This is a genomic window from Chitinophaga sp. YR627 (assembly GCF_900114995.1).
Taxonomy (GTDB): domain Bacteria; phylum Bacteroidota; class Bacteroidia; order Chitinophagales; family Chitinophagaceae; genus Chitinophaga.
This window is the reverse complement of sequence record NZ_FOUX01000006.1, coordinates 527,599-543,469: the sequence shown is the minus strand read 5'-3', so window position 1 is coordinate 543,469 and position 15,871 is coordinate 527,599. Positions and strand designations below refer to the sequence as shown.

At 47.4% G+C, this 15,871-nt stretch carries 9 protein-coding genes; all 9 read right to left on the bottom strand.

Going from position 1 to position 15,871, the window contains the following annotated elements; all coding sequences use genetic code 11:
* Positions 1-35: 35 nt before the first annotated feature.
* Positions 36-1,433, bottom strand: coding sequence for an MAC/perforin domain-containing protein (locus BMZ72_RS31290; RefSeq protein ID WP_089814568.1), 1,398 nt, complete (start codon positions 1,431-1,433; stop codon positions 36-38).
* A 617-nt stretch (positions 1,434-2,050) separates the two neighbouring features.
* Positions 2,051-4,234, bottom strand: a complete 2,184-nt coding sequence (locus BMZ72_RS31285; RefSeq protein WP_089814566.1) for a hypothetical protein — start codon at positions 4,232-4,234, stop codon at positions 2,051-2,053.
* Between the two features lie 14 nt (positions 4,235-4,248).
* Positions 4,249-6,003, bottom strand: coding sequence for a carbamoyltransferase family protein (locus tag BMZ72_RS31280; RefSeq protein ID WP_089814564.1), 1,755 nt, complete (start codon positions 6,001-6,003; stop codon positions 4,249-4,251).
* 31 nt (positions 6,004-6,034) lie between these two features.
* On the bottom strand, positions 6,035-8,539 hold the full coding sequence (locus BMZ72_RS31275) for a M1 family metallopeptidase (protein ID WP_089814561.1): 2,505 nt from the start codon (positions 8,537-8,539) through the stop codon (positions 6,035-6,037).
* A 109-nt stretch (positions 8,540-8,648) separates the two neighbouring features.
* Entirely contained in the window at positions 8,649-11,108 is a 2,460-nt protein-coding gene (locus BMZ72_RS31270; protein ID WP_177222986.1) for a TonB-dependent receptor, read from the bottom strand.
* A 107-nt stretch (positions 11,109-11,215) separates the two neighbouring features.
* Entirely contained in the window at positions 11,216-11,875 is a 660-nt protein-coding gene (locus tag BMZ72_RS31265; RefSeq protein ID WP_089814557.1) for a 4'-phosphopantetheinyl transferase family protein, read from the bottom strand.
* Between the two features lie 15 nt (positions 11,876-11,890).
* The gene (locus BMZ72_RS31260; protein WP_089814556.1) at positions 11,891-13,498 is read right to left on the bottom strand and encodes an MBL fold metallo-hydrolase; all 1,608 of its coding nucleotides are present in this window, start codon (positions 13,496-13,498) and stop codon (positions 11,891-11,893) included.
* A gap of 10 nt (positions 13,499-13,508) precedes the next feature.
* The gene (locus BMZ72_RS31255; RefSeq protein ID WP_089814555.1) at positions 13,509-14,195 is read right to left on the bottom strand and encodes a thioesterase II family protein; all 687 of its coding nucleotides are present in this window, start codon (positions 14,193-14,195) and stop codon (positions 13,509-13,511) included.
* Between the two features lie 5 nt (positions 14,196-14,200).
* Positions 14,201-15,865 (bottom strand): cyclic peptide export ABC transporter, encoded by a 1,665-nt coding sequence (locus BMZ72_RS31250; RefSeq protein ID WP_089814553.1) that lies wholly within the window; start codon positions 15,863-15,865, stop codon positions 14,201-14,203.
* Between the last annotated feature and the right edge of the window lie 6 nt (positions 15,866-15,871).

The window sequence follows — 15,871 nt, the reverse complement described above, 5'->3', positions numbered from 1 at the left end:
AGATGGCCTTCTTTACAAAAGATGATCAGACAACCTTAGTTTTGCGGAAGATAACCAAGGATCGACTCATACACGTATGTCTTATTGTACTGTTTAAAGCTCTGACCATTATAAGTAGTAGTATACCAGTGCATACCACTAGCATTATAACGATAGATAGGAACAGCTCCCGGAGTTGGGTTTCTATAGATATATCCGGCTACCCACTCATACTTTCCATGTTGACCACCATAGCCGATCTCATTGAAATCGTTGGTGAAGAAATGGGTTTTGTTGTTCTGGAAATACCTGTAGATAGGAATAACACCCGGCATGGAATTATCTGTAAACGCGGTTCCGATAACGGAGCCACTTTGCCATCCTGCAACACCAGCTACCTCTGTCGGCGTGGTCGTTAACAGAATATCAACCACTTTACCAACATACAAATAGGAATACAATGCCGCTTTAGCATATTGCAGATTTACAGCGTTATCCTTAATGTATTGATCAACATAAGCAGCCAGTTCAGCTTTCTTACTCTGATCATCTATCAGATCGGTAATAGCGATCAGACCTTGTTTAGGAATTTCCACCAGTACAGAGTTCTGCAATGTTACTGATTTCTGCCAGTTGGAAGGATCAAAGGTGGTACCGGTAGTCGGATTGATGGTAGCTACTGCTACAAAGCCTCCACCTCTTGTGCGATAAGAGACGCTCTCTGTGAAGTTACTGTCTGACGCAGATTTGTCTACACCAATATTCAGTTCGAAGCCGAACACCTTTTTAATGTTCAGATTCAGACCACCAGCAGCAGCTGACATGCGGCGCTCACTCTTCGTTTCTGACTTGTAAATGATCTCCAGTTTACCACCTGTGATAATATTTACATGTACGTGTGTTCCATAGCGGGCTACGATAGTACTTACCGGTAAATTGGCCAGATCGTACTTAAACTCAGGTGTCAGGTAGTTTTTTAAAGTAGCCGCGTCTGTGTTCAGTTCTATTTGTTTGCTTTTCACCAACAGGTTACAAATACCATAAACATCTTTGGAAGAAAAGGTATTGGTGCTATTGTAAGAACCTTTCAGGGTACCGGAGAAAGCCGTATAGGTGGCGGTAGCACTCAGACTCGCAGAAATTTTCTTCATCAGTGATGCAGCGTCAGCACCATATTCATAATAGAAGTCCTGCGTGTTAGGATAGGAGATATTCACGCGGCCAGGGTTGGCAGCCTGGAAAGCGGCAAAATCAATTACCGGATTGCGGGATGAAGAAGCATCGGCAAAGACGCCTGTTACATCATAACCATAGCCAATAACGTCATATACACCGTCACCAGCAGCTGCAATAGTTGGTGTACGGTTTTCATTAGGGATCAATTCATCCTGTTTAGCTTCCTTCCGGCAGGAGACACTAAACGCTACAAGACAAAGCAGCACGACTTTTTTCATAGTAATACTTTATGTGTGAGTAATAAAAAATGGACAACAGGATATCTGTACCGGGACTTCCCGATAGCAATACGATAATGGCAACATAAATGGTTATTTATGTATTAAAGGGCATAGGTGTTACATAAGTTATCAAAGGAATAAGGTGTAGCATTCTCCTTCAGGCAACCTGATTACTATGTAATATTTTCTCTCATAAAAAAAGGTATCAACGGGTTAATAACATCTATGTAAAATGCTTAACGGGCATACACACAATGCTATATAATACGGATATCTAACGGGTACAAGGTACGGGTAAACATCTGTGTCCTCAATTGGATTTGCGCAGCGAAGGTAATGAATATTTAAAAAAAACAATATTCATTTTATCTATTGGTAAATGAAAATTAACACACAAAAGCGAGGTCATCCAGGGAAGAGCTGAATAGAAAAGAAGAAGCACAAGTGAGTGACACAACGGCGGCTAAATAGTAATATCACTGCCGGCTACACGAAGATGAATAATACCGGTAATTGCTATAAACAAAAAAGGCTTTATGAATTTCTTCATAAAGCCTTTTGCATTTCAAAAAACCGGTCAAAATAAAAGTGCCGGAGTGTTTAAAGGGAAAGCATCATACCGACAATAATGACGCCTCCACTCGTCCGGGCACGCTATGGTTCGACAATTGCCCCTTTTCTTTATTGCTGAGTAGTTCGAATACATATATTTCACCCCATACAGGATACATGAAATCTAAGTACTCTTTGGGTGTGTTTACGGCATCAGGATCTGTTTTCCGGTACCATTCAGGTGCTGGCCAGCGGACAGACAGGGTGTTCGTGCCTTTTCTGAGCAACGAGATATCCTGGATATCCAGATTAACGGTTGTCCATTTGTCTTCCAGCTGCAGCGTTGATAATGGTTCTCCATTCAGGAGTACTCTTATCTCCTGATTGGTACCGGGTGCTCTGGCAATCAGTTTAGCGGTAAAACCGGTGCCTGCATCTGCGATAAATGTGAAATCAGAGCGATGGTTACGTGCCTGGTAGTAGTTTAGTTCAGGCAGTTCCACGTTAAAGACATCGTAGCTGGTAGCTGAGTAACAGGTTTCCAGCAGATCGATGGTTTTACCTGGAGCCGGTACATGTTCCGCGATACGTAATGCGAGGATATCATCCGCCAGACTTTCACCCGGCGTGGATGCCAATGGCGCCATTGCATCCACCAACGCGATATCCAGGAGTTTACGACGGCGTTCATGTATGAATCCAAGACCTCCTTCATACTGTGTGAAGATGCCACTTTCGACCACTTCTTCGTGCGTACGGCAGAGTGTGTTCTGCAATCTGCGGGAAGAGAAGTCAATGAAGTTGCGCATCACATCTTTTGCCTGGTCAGTCGCCTCAGCGGCTTCCTGACAATGGAATTGCAGGACTGGTGCTGCCTGTCCGTAGTGGGCATTGTGTACTGCGGCAGCGACATGTGCTACTGCACGTACTTCATCGTCCGGATACAGTCCGCTGTCAGCTGTAATATCTACTGGTGTTCCCAGCAGGATCGCTGCCACGGCTTCCGCTGTAGGCTGCATGGACAATTTAATACCCTGTACGGTCAGGTGACAATAATCCAGGAAGTATTCGCGTCCTGGCAGTGCATCGGGAATTGCTTTGCTGAACACTGCAGGCAGGTCTACCACAGTGATATCCAAAGCAGGCGCTTCTTTCAGGATGGTGTCTCTGACAACACGGAAGCAACGCGGTTTGCTTTCGGCGCGACCGTAGATAGCCGTGTCGCGGGCACTTTCCATCAGACTACGTGCAGCCTGCCAGTCACCCGCTTTCTGGCGGCAGATGGCTTTCCACTCATAACCCAGCGGATGTGTCATATCCAGTGCGGTCATGCGGGAAGAGATATTCTCCAGGAGCTCATAGTTATTTGCCCGTAATGCTTCTTCTCCGTTTTCTACAAGTGCTGCCCATTTAGCAGCACCGGAACCCGTGAGACGGGTGGCATTTTTCTCCTGTGGATTGCTGTTCCAGTCGCCCAGGTTGAATTCAGGGATCACGAAGGTGATCGGGATACCTGATTGTGCTGACAATGCGTTCACGTATTTCAGGAAGCCAGATATCATATCACGGAACCGGGTTTCCAGTAATGCGCGCACATCGCTCAGTAAACCGCTGTCCTGCAGACGGCACAACTCCTGGTAGTCAGCAGCAGAAACGCTTTCTTTCATCGTATGCAGCCAGTTGTTACCCGCAAAGATCACGATGGCTGCAGGTTTCAGGGCGACCGCTTCCGGCAGCAACCCTTTTAATATCGGCAGTGAAAGATCTGTTCTGGCCAGGTCGAGTACCTCTGTTTCGAGTGTACCCGGAGCTGCCTGATTCAGCAATGCTTCCAGTTCGTGTGCGACGGTATAAAACGGATCGTAGAGATACCCTCTGGCAACGGATTCTCCTAAGAGGATGACCCGTTTCTTACCGGCTGATGGCTGTGGAGAGAACTGATGGTTCTTTGCCCACAGCCACCAGTCCATACGTGCATTTACATCACGCGTGTACAACTCTACCCCTTCTTCTTTACCCAGGGTCCAGATACCGACACGCTGCGGCAATGAAGTGCTGATAAGGTTATCTTCCTGCGCAGCTACAGTTGTTGCAGCCGAGAGATCCTGTGTACCAGGCAATTGTTCAATACCTAATGCTGTTGCCAGTGAATTGATCTCGCCGGAAAACGCAGCGCCTGCATTTTTATATAACAGAGCGGCTAATTGATTTGCCTGTTCTTGCTGGATTGATATTGTGTTGCTCATAAAACTGTAGTTGCTTAGATGAAAGTATAAGTGTTGCGCTGTGATGCATATTTGGTTGTCATGACGCCGGAAATCCATTCCAGTATTCCCAGCTCATTATCTGAACGATCGATGATAAAGTCTTCCACCACCAGTACGTCAATATTGGTGCTGATAAAACAGTTGATCGCGTCTTCAGGCGAGCAGACGATCGGTTCTCCTTTTACGTTGAACGAAGTGTTCAGGAGGATCGGACAACCGGTCAACTCGTTGAAGGCTTCCAGTAAGTGATGGAAACGCGGATTGCTGTTGCGCGTGACCGTCTGTAGTCTGGCGGAACCATCTACGTGTGTGATAGCCGGCAGGTCCAGCGGAGAGATCACCTGGCAGGTTTCCAGCATGAAAGGAGATTCATGATCGATATCGAAGTGTTTGCGGTATTCGCTATCGAGGGCAGCAGGTGCAAAGGGTCTGAAACCTTCTCTTTTCTTCACCATGGCGTTGATCTTATCGCGCATTTCGGTGTCTCTTGGATCGGCGAGGATCGATCTGGCACCCAGCGAGCGCGGACCAAATTCCATTCTGCCATGGAACCAGCCGATCACCTTACCTTCAGCGATACGCGCAGCGGTTTCTTTTACCAGCGTTTCCTGATCACCTTCGAAGCTATGATAGCGAAGCGATGTTGATTCCAGTACCTTACGTACGTGATTTGCTTCGTAACGGGGGCCGAGATATACATGCCCTAGTTTACCTGGTTTCATGGGTTCACCGCTGAGCTTTGTATAAGCCAGACTGGCGGCTCCCAATGCACCACCTGCGTCGTTAGCGGCAGGTTGTACGAAAAGGTTTTTAAACGGTGTATTTTTTATGATCTTACCGTTTGCCACGCAATTGAGCGCGACACCACCTGCCATACAAAGGTTCTCACTACCTGTTTTGCGGTAGAGGTATTCCGCTTTGTCGATCAGGATCTCTTCCAGCACTACCTGCAGACTGCGGGCAATGTCCATATGTTCCTGATCAACGGATACGCCTTTTACTCTGGCTGGTTTGCCGAACAGGTCAGCAAAGCGGTCTGTGAACATGCGGCTTTCTTCGAGGAAGTCGAAGTATTCCAGATTCAGTTCATATTTTCCGTCGCCGAGTATTTTGATCAACTGACGTACCTGGTTAACGTGAGTAGGTTTACCATATGGCGCAAGCCCCATTACCTTGTACTCTCCTTCGTTCACTTCGAAACCGAGGAAGTTGGTGATCGTGCTGTATAATAATCCGAGGGAGTGCGGGTAGCTGACCTCTTCCCAGAGATCGATGTCAGCGCCGTTACCGGTACCGTAAGTAGTAGTAGCCCACTCTCCTACGCCGTCCACTGTGAGGATCGCTGCATTATCAAAACCGGAGTAGTGATAGCTGCTGGCGGCGTGTGACAGGTGATGGTCAAAGAACTCGATCCTGCCTTCATAACCGAGGATGTCGCGGATCTCCTGTTCTACCCAACCCGGTCGGAATTTCTTACGTAATACATCTGAACGGTTCCAGATACCGCTCCATAACTGACGACCCAGTTTCTTGGTCGGGTCTTCATAAAATGCGATACAATCAATATCATTAATACCGATACCTGCTTCTTTCAGGCAGTATTTCAGCGCCATCCGTGGAATTGCGTCATCCGCCTTGAGTCTTGAAAATCTTTCTTCTTCTGCTGCGTATTTCAGCTTGCCATCCTGTACGAGGCAACAAGCAGAGTCATGATAGAGGGCTGAAATGCCGATTATATTCAATGCCATAAGACTAGAATTTGTAATAGTTTTAAAAGGGTCAATCCATATTTATGGAAAAGTCATGAATCGTTTGTTGTATGCTGGCTACCTGTTTTTCCAGGGAGGAGCGTTCTTTTTTACTGGCTGATTTTTTCAGCAGATCCATTTTGAATCCGGCCAGTAGTTCGAGGTTACCCAGCATGCCTTTTTTATCCATCAGCTGATCGTCAATGGAGGATGCGATCTGCTGGAACTGTTTCAGTCCGTAGTCAATTGCATCCACATCGTTCAGCGTAGACAGGTAGCGGAGGTATTTCACCAGGTAATCCTGTTTCTGGCGGTCCCGCTGTCTGGATACGATGGATAGAAATGACTGATTATCCTTTGGATCTTCATTGCCCAGGTAGATATCCAGTATCGTACTGGCCATTTCATTATCCTCCAGGAAAGGCGTCATTTGTTGTGCCGCCAGTTGTTTATCCAGCTTGTTCAGCCCTATCAGGGATGAGGCGACCACGTTGTAGCAGGAGTCTTTCAGCGACTGCACGAAGAGTGCTTTATAAGCGGGGTCTTTCAGGCTGCGTAAGGATTTGATAGCGGCCTGCCGCACCAGCGGCTCTTTATCATAGCGTGCGAGACTATCTATGAGACCGGCATAGGTCTTACGTGTGTCGCTGTTTTCAAGGTCTGTATACTGTACGGCGATCTTCCTGAGTCCGTCGTCCGTGTCATGGAGGGCAGTCCGCAGAAATGCGCGGGCCAGTGTGCTGGTATCCTGTGCCAATACACAGGCTTTGATGGCTTCTCTCCTATCGAGATAATTACCGGCGTACTGATACTGATAGATGAATGTTTCGAGCGGTTTTCTGTCTGTTTTCTTACAGATCAGGTGTTTTCCTGCGTCTACGTTTACCAGTGCAGGTCTGGTATTTTTATCAGGATAAGCGAGAGTGAATACCTGTGTGCGGCTATCTACCTTTATGTCCTGCGTGGTACGTTTACCATTTGTATAAAGGTCTACTTTCAGGGGAAGGGTAAAGATGTCGCCTTTTTGTTGCTGGTCGATCTTTACGGCTACAGTGCCTGCGGCATCATTGTATTCGTAAGAGATATCCAGTATGGGAAAACCGTCGCGATAGAACCATTGGTCCCAGAACCATTTCAGCTCGCTACCACTGGCTTTTTCGAATGCTGTCCGCAGGTCTTCTGCATCCACGGCTTTGAAAGCATTTTCAGACAGGTAGCTCCGCAGGGCGGCAAAAAATTTATCTTCTCCAACGAGGTCACGTAACATACTAAGTATGTTGCCTCCTTTTTCATAGGTGACAGCGTCAAACAGCTCTGTTTCATCTTTGTATGTTTTATATATCAGCGGATGATCTTTTCCTTCTTTCTGCTGCTGGAAATACTTCAGCATGGCTTCGTATGAATGGTGGTGTGCCGCGTCTTTGCCGTAGGCGTATTCCCCCCAGAGTACTTCACCGAAATTGGCGAAGGATTCGTTTAAGGCGAGTTGCGACCACTCTTCGCAGGTGACGAGATCACCAAACCATTGATGAAAAAGCTCGTGTGGGATGAGCCATTTCGCGTCTTCATCTCCCAGCAGGGCCCTTGGATTCCTGCGCAGCAGATCGCCGAAAAGGGTCGCGGTTGTATTTTCCATACCACCGGAGAAATAATCCTTTACGACGATCTGTGCGTACCCGGGCCAGGGGTATTTGTAACCCAGCTTTTCAGAGAAGAAGCTGAGCATTTTCGGGGTAGCGCCGAAGATCTGTTTTGCATAGGCGCTGTATTCCGGCTCCATGTAATAATCGACCGGGAGTCCATTCCAGTTGTCATGGACAACATCGAATTTCCCTACAGCCAGCATAAACAGATAAGGCGCGTGTGGCGAAGTCATTGACCAGGTATCTGTACGGGTACCATTGGGCTGTTCCTGTTGTCCTTTGAGGACACCGTTGGACAGGGACCGATATTTTGCCGGTACGGTGATACTGATCTCTGAAGTGCTACGCTGATCTGGTTTGTCGATAGTCGGAAACCAGGAGGAGGCGCCGGATGTTTCGCCCTGTGTCCATACCTGGAACAAAGGGCCTTCATTGTCTTTTCCGGCGGCGATAAAATAGATCCCTTTTGTTGTCTGTACCGGACCGGCAACACCACCTGTCAATGCATCAGGTTTTGCGGTGTATGCGATGTGTACGGTGTACTGTTCGTCTTTACCGTATGATCTGTCCAGCTTTATCAGCAATTGTGTGCCGGTCGACTTATACGGCAAAGGCAGACCTGCTTTACCTTTTTGCAGCGTGACGGCTGTCACGTCCATGCTTTTGGCATCCAGTATCAGGGAATCCTGCTTTGGCAGAGCTACCTGCAAAGTGATCCAGGCTTTCCCATGTACGAGGTGCTGCGGATAATCAAACGATATATCCAGTTTGGTATGCACCAGACGGGCATACTCCGGAGGGGCGTCTGCCGGAAATGCGACGGCAGACAACCGGTACACCTGTAGGCATGCAGCAAGTACTGCGCTACGGCATACATTAGTTAACAGACCCATAAAAAGATGTTTTAATAAAGAGAAAGGGGGATCCCGGAAGCCTGTCGGGGAACTTCCGGGATTATAAAAAAGACGGGGATAACAAATTGTTGACTTACTTACCTATTGACTAGTTTTCTTTCTTTACGCGATCTTTTTCTTCTTTCGTACTATCTCCACGTTTTGCTACTTTCAGTTTTGTATTACCAAACATGTAAGTAAAGGTCAGCCAGGCGACACGTGATTCAAAGCGGTTCCGGATGGCAACATCTACATTGTTGTAGACGGCTCTACCCTGGAAGCGGTTCGTGTTGAATACGTCGGCTACTCTCAGACGTATACTGCCTTTTTTGTTCAGGATGTTCTGTTTCAAACCTACATCCAGTTTGTACTGTGCTTCTGCTTTTATGAAGCCATACAACCATGGGGAGAGATAGAAACCACCTACATCCAGGAACAGGTTTTTAGTGAGTTTAAAGGATTGATAAATGTTGATGTTTACATCATAGTTATCGAAGTTGCGATAGTTGCCGGCATTGTCATCTATATACTGGCTACGGTTGAAGGTCACAGTGTTGTCGGTTGACCACCAGTCCGTAATGTCTTTAGAATAGGAAACGCTGGCTGACACCGTACGTAATTGTTCGAGGTTACGCAGGAAGGATTTAGTGGCATTAGCGCCTTCATCCTGCTGGATGTCTTCTGCTATCACGTCTTTTGTAAGACCGTAGCGGGCGACTAAAGTAATTTCATTTCTCCATGAATACGTTGCTTCGAATGAGTGCGTATAAGCGGGTTTTAAGTACGGATTACCTTCGCGGAAAGTATAACGGTCATCATAAAACCGGAAAGGGTTCAGGTCCTGATAGCTGGGTCTTTCGATGCGTTTGCTGTAAGACACCATCAGTTCATGATCTTTCGCCAGTTTACGGCTCAGGAACAGGCTGGGGAACAGATTGGTGTAGGAACGTTCTGTACGGGTATTCAGGGTAACAGAATTACCGTCAGAGTTAGTTTGTTCCACACGTAAGCCTGCCTGCAGACTGGTCTTGCTCCATTTCTTACTGAAGTTCAGGTATCCTGCATTGATGTTCTCTTTGTAGATGAAGTGGTTTGTCTGAGATTTGGACAGGACCCATTCACCGCTGAGCAAAGAGTCAAAACGGGCATCATTGTCAGTAGATACGAAGCTTGTTTTAAGACCGGCTTCGATCTTTGCCTGTTTTGCCAGTGGATATACCAGATCGGTTTTAGCAGCAAAGACTTTTACGATCGTAGGAAAGTAGTTGCGTACATAATCAGGGTCTCCGATATTGATACCCTGACTGTCATACAGGGTATTGACGAAGTTCCTGTTGATGTTGTTGCGGAAACGTGAGTAATCGACGTCTACGCCCAATTCTCTTCCCAGGGTGTCCAGTCTGCCGCGGTAGTTGAAGTTACCGCCGATATTATTAAAGCCTGATTTCTCGCGGGCATTGGCGGTCATCATGGAATCCACTTTCAGTTTCTCTGTGCGGATATTTGTCGTGTTGTCTACATTCGTGCGCTGATCATTGGCATAACCCATTACCTGTAAGCCAATGGCATGGGATGGGTTGATGTTGTAAACGATCCCTGCTTTGTAGTTGTGGGTGCCCAGCTCATTATGCGTTTCGCCGGAGCGACCGAAGAAGGTGCTGGTGGCATCCTGGCGGACATCACGGTCAATGTCCAGGTATTTAACGGAGTGGTTGAAGGAATAAGTGTAGTCGCCGGTAAGGTTGACCTTATTCTTCTTATAGTTTAGGGTAACACCGCCCCTGTACTTTTCTCTGCGGCCATACCCGAAGCCACCCGTAACGGTACCATTAAAGCCCGCGCTTCCGTTTTGTTTCGTTCTGATGTTGATCACCCCACCGGTACCTGCGGCGTCGTATTTGGCGCCCGGCTGGCTGATAATCTCTATCGTAGCGATGGTGTTGGAAGGCATACTTTTCAGCAGGTTGCTGACCTGGGCGGCAGACAGATAAGTGGGTTTACCATCTATCATGATCAGCGGACTGCTTTTGCCGTACAACTGGACCTTGTCATTGTTAGTAATAGTCACACCTGGCGCGAGTTGCAATAGTTCCAGTGCGGTACTACCGGTAGCCAGGAGGCTGTTTTCAATATTCATGACCGTTTTGTCCAGCTTACGTTCTATCAGTGGTCTTCTGCCGGCAACAACAACTTCTTTGATGTTGCTGACATTCTGTTCCATTGACAGGCTGCCGAGGTCCGGCGGTCCGGCAGAAGCGTTCAGTTCGACGGGCTTTCGGATCGTCTTGTATCCTACCAGGGAAACGTGCAGTACATAGCTGCCGTCCGGGATGTTACCTAAATCGAAAACGCCGCTGGCATCGCTCACCACTGTCTTTACCAGACCCGTATCAGACGCCCTGAGCAGGCTGACCGTGGCAAACTCCAATGCTGTACCGCCGGAGCCGGATAATCGTCCTTTTAGTCCGTTTCCGGCTGCCGGTTGCTGTGCATACATGCTGCCTGAAAAGATCAGGAGCATGCATGACAGCAACCAGAACGGCGTCTTTACATTATAGAAAATCTGCATAATAATTGTTATTTGAGGTAATGATTGTTTCCCAAACTTAATCTGCAGAAAAGATGGGTTAAAAACTGTTACACCAACCGGCATTTTTTAAGTACCAAAACCGGGGGTCAGGATTCAATGATATCCTCCGTACATAAGGGTTTTACTCTAATTGTTTCACTTTCCGGCACTTGCATCGCCAGATGCACTTTGTACCCGTCCATGAGAACGAGATCATAGAGGTGCCAGGTATGCCCGGCGAGGTTGGCACAGCCATTCTGGACAAGAATGTCTTTGACCGGGAAATTAAGTCCGGAGCCTTCTGCTTTTACCAGGGCTTCTTTCTGTGTCCAGAGATTATAGAAAGCGTCCTGTTCCAGTCCGGGGTAGCGGTAGATCTCTTCCAGCTCCTTTTCTGAGAACATGCTTTCAAAGTCTTCCAGGCATACCGGCTTTACCGCCTCGATATCGATCCCGATCCTGTTATGTTCTGCGATGGCGCAGATCACATAATCGCCGGAATGAGAGATATTGAAATCGAGGTTGGTATTTTCGAAAAAGGGTCGTTGATAGGATGAGAACTTGATGTCATTCAGCGACAAATGTCCGTATCCCAGCTGCCGTAACGCGTACAGCAGCAGCATGCGACCCAGCAGGCTGGCCTGTGCATCGTGCCGGTGCACCAGCCTGCTCAACCGGTTCACAAACTGACCGGGCATCAAACACAACCAGGCCTTGTAAATGGCCTCTGGCAGCGGGCTGTTTTCACAGTAATAAACGTACACCATAAAAAAAGATTCAGGTTAAACCAATACAGATTCATAGAGCAGTTCTTTTTCTCCGAACAGGCGTTCGGCTACAATGCCTTCTTTGAGGCATTCGGCAATCAGTCTGTTGGAGGCTACGATGGGGTTAGCCCGTTCATCGTAGCGGATACTGCTGATAAATTCCAGCCATGGCTCCAGCCCCATTGCGTAAACATATACTTCAGCCGGCGAGAGGGCTTTTACCAGGTCTATTCCACGCTGGTAATCAGAACCAGCCAATCGTCGGGAGAAGTCTTTCTCGCGTGACAGTTCTTCTGTCAGTAGTGGTCCGTACAACCAGGTCAGCGGTGCACCATCACATTCCATTCCGAGGAAGAGGACATCGACGTTTCCGATCACTTTTTGTACGTGCTGGTACAAACGGGGTTCAACATTGCAGGAGTCCGCACAGAAAAGAACGGAGAAACCGTCTGTCTTTACGTGATAGCAGCTCTTGGTGTTGATGTTCAGATCGCAATGTTCTCCTATGAAAGGAATACCGGTGATGGTGCAGTCTCCCAGTGTGATATCGTCCAGGTTACCGATCTCAATGACGTTCTTAAATCCGATTGCTTTAAACATCAGTTTGAGACAGGGATCCTGTAGTGAGCCGGAAGTTGTTTTAGGGATCACCAGGTTTTTAATCTTATGCCGTAATGGCAATAATGTTTCGAAGAGGATGTGATCCTGGTGGTTGTGTGTGATGAGCACGTAGTCGATCTCATCGGGCAGATCCACATCAGAAAACCGGTCTACTTCATGCTGGTATCCGTAGTAGGCAACCAGCGGGTCAACCAGGATAGATGTGTTTTTAGTTTCCACCAGGATACAGGCATGACCGAAGTAGCGCATCCTGATCCTATCCCCTTCATAAGGTTCGTAGGGAACGGGGGCTTCTTCCGTAAAGAAGGATTCGAACAATGCAGGGTTACTGATATCGAAGTCCACCGTCTCCATGAGTTCTTCCATCGTAGAAGGCTCTCTTTTCATGCGGGACACCGCATCTATAAAGGGATGACGGAAAGGAATTTCGAGGTTCAGTACATCCGGTTCTTCTAAACGGGGGGTACTGAGAACAAAGGGTCTTTCATCGTTTTCCGTGATCCACATGGAGATGCTCTGGAGGCTTTCATCATATATAGGGCTTTTGTAGAGTAATGCTTCTATCAGGCGGAAAGAAGGGTTATTATTCAGGTCATATACCAGTTCGACATATCCTTTCAGGACGTCGGGTACTTTTTCATATAGCGGTTCGAGCGAGGTGCCTTTATCATATTGTTTCAGCAGGGCATCCAGTTCTTTGATGGCTGCGGTAAATGCCAGCTGTAAGGCGCCTTTCTGCTTTGTGCCATCGCGTAGTTGTTTTATTTCTTCTACGCGGTTGGCGCCATAATCCATAAAAGGGCCACCCAGCAGTTTCGGGTTCTTTGCGGCAGCTGCATGGATGGCAGGCGCCTGTACGTAGGAGTCCATGATTTTCAGGTGTCTGCCTACGATGTTCATCGCGCCCGTTGCCGGGGAGATGAGGTGCGACCAGGCGTACCACTGAAAATAAAGCGGCTCCAGGACTACATTGGGCTTGAGGTATAACGGCCTGTTGTTCATAATTAATTTATTAGACGTTTAGCGTTTTTTTAATGAGGCGTGCAATATCAAATGCACGATCGAAGATGAAGAAATGGTTACCTGGATAGGATATCACATCGATTGGCGCCAGTGTTTCCATTTGCCATTGTTCTGCTTCTTCACGGGTGACAAATTCATCATATCCTATGATGACGGTAACAGGTATGTCAAACGGTGTTGCTTCCTGATAGTCATATTTTTCAATGGCCTCAAAATCGGCGCGGAGAATGGGTTCAAAATAATGTTGCAGTTCTTCGTTCTGCAAGACTTCGTCCGGGCTGCCACCCAGTTCTTTCAATGCTTTCCAGAATTCCGTTTTGGGTAGTTTATGTCTGCCGGGCATTTTCGATTTGCTGGCAGGAGCGCCACAACCTGACAGGAACAATCTGGTGGGTGGCGGCAGATCGGCATCTAATGCCATTCGCGTAACCAGGTAAGCCAGCATGGCACCCATGCTATGACCATAGAAGGCATAAGGCTCATCCAGGCCGGAGCGGATCTGATTAAAAATGTCTGCTGCCATCTGCTGCAGGTCTTTGATCAGGGGTTCTCTTATCCGCCTTCCCCTGCCGGGCGGCTCGAGCGGTATCCAGCGTACTCCTTCGTTCATATAGATCTCGAAAGGTTTGAGAGAGTAGACGCTGCCACCTGCAAAGGGAATCGAGAATATATTCATGGCATTTATTTTACGAGTTCGGGTTGTTTTGCATGTTGCAGTTTCACATCTTCTGCCACCTTACCAAAGTCGAAATGCAGGATGCGATCTGCCTGTCCGTAGTATTTATCATCGTGGGTTACGGCGATGACCGTTTTATTCATTTGTTTTAATACGGGAATGATCTGTTCGTAGAAATAGGCTCTGAAATGCGGGTCCTGTTCGGCCGCCCATTCATCCAGTACCATCACGTCTCTTTTTTCCATCAGTGCGTAGATCAGGGCCAGTCTTTTGCGTTGGCCCATAGACAGCTTGTTGTCTATTGATTTCTTCTGGGTGTCGAAGCGTACAACCTCATCCAGCTCCATCATCGTGAGGTATTTCTGTAGTACAGGATTATTTTCATCCAGGTCAAAACCGTCATAGTTTTCGTTGAACAGGTAGACACCGGTAAAGATGGCGGACAGGCGGTCGCTGTAATGCGGATAGCTGTTCATGATGAGGGGCTGTCCGTTGTAGAGCAGTGAGCCATGTGTTGGCATGTAAATACCGGTGAGCAGATTGATGAAGGTACTTTTACCGCTGCCGTTCCCTCCTGTTATGAAGATGATCTCTCCTTTTTTGATAGAGATATTAAAAGGACCAGCTGCAAATAGTCTTTTGCCGGCGGCGTCTTTGTATTCGTAGGCAGCGTTTCTGAATTCAAGGCTGGTAAAGTTGCGGGACAATTCTACCGGTTGTTCTTTCAGGTCGTACTGCGGATAGGTATCTATTTCTTTTTCCAGTCCGTCAATTCTTTCAACGGCTATTTTCAGCCGGGTAAAGAAAGGTACTGAAGAGATCAGCGTAGCCAGGGGCCCCATGATATACAGGATAGTGAACACAAAAGCGGTGATACGCGTCATGGGTATATTCAGTACCTGGGGCATGACGAAGAGGATCAGTCCGAGGACCACATACCAGCTATAGTTGCCTGTCAGTTCGTTTTCGAGATAACGTACAGCGGTACGGTCATTCAGTTCTTTACTACCCAGCAGGGTGCGTTTGATATACCGTTCGTAAATGCTGTTGTTTCTGGTCAGGCTCATTTTTATTTCCCGGAAACCATTCAGAAAATCGCGCAGATAGCGGTGATAATCATTCTGCAGGTCACGTACTTCATTGAGTTGTTTTTCTATGGAGTTGTTACGCAACAGATAAAAAGCGAGCAGCAAACCCATGAAACACAGGATCATGGCACCTGCTTTCCAGGACAGCCAGAACATGTAGGACAGTCCGCAGAGAATGATCACGACTGAATTCACCGCATTGACAAAGTTGGAAGGCACCTGCGCCAGCAGGCGCGTATCCTGTATAGCGGTGTATACTCTTTGTGCGCCAAGCTTTTCAAAAGATTCAAAGGTGGATACCCTCAGCTTATCGATTACACCGGATTCATATTCAAACACGATACTGTTTGTTAATCTCGCGATATAGGTCTGGAAGGTTTTATTCAACAGGAATGACACAACCAGTAATCCGGCGTACACCCAGCTTTGAGGAGCTGCCAGGAAAGGCAGCCCCTCTCCTGCGATAACATTGTTGATGAACACCATGATGCTGCCGTATACCAGGCTATTTACAATTCCCAGCAAAGCGATCATGATAAAAAATCTGCCTGACTTGTACTTCAGTAATCTAATGAGGTTCATGATAAA